This window comes from Burkholderia sp. SIMBA_051, assembly GCF_046534915.1.
Taxonomy (GTDB): domain Bacteria; phylum Pseudomonadota; class Gammaproteobacteria; order Burkholderiales; family Burkholderiaceae; genus Burkholderia; species Burkholderia ambifaria.
Genome location: NZ_JAWRXS010000885.1, coordinates 1 through 237 on the forward strand (window position 1 = coordinate 1; position 237 = coordinate 237).

Here is a 237-nt window from a genome sequence, read left to right on the forward strand (position 1 = left end):
GTTCGCTGCCGTTGCCGTTGCGTACCTCGATCCGGTAATGGGTGCTGCCAAAGCGGTAATGCAGGCCATAACCCGGCCAGCCTGCCGGCAACAGCGGCTGCAGGCGCAGGGTGTCGCCACTGCGTTGCAGGCCCAGCAGGCTTTCGACTATCAAGCGGTACATCCAGCCGGCAGAGCCGGTGTACCAGCTCCAGCCACCCCGCCCGGCGTGGGGCGCAACCGCATAGACGTCGGCGG

General features: G+C 67.1%; 1 protein-coding gene. It reads right to left on the minus strand.

What is annotated here, in order from left to right; genetic code table 11:
- Window positions 1–237 (minus strand): glycosyl hydrolase family 65 protein (locus SB771_RS36990; RefSeq protein ID WP_410722284.1); only part of this gene is annotated, 237 nt, incomplete at both ends.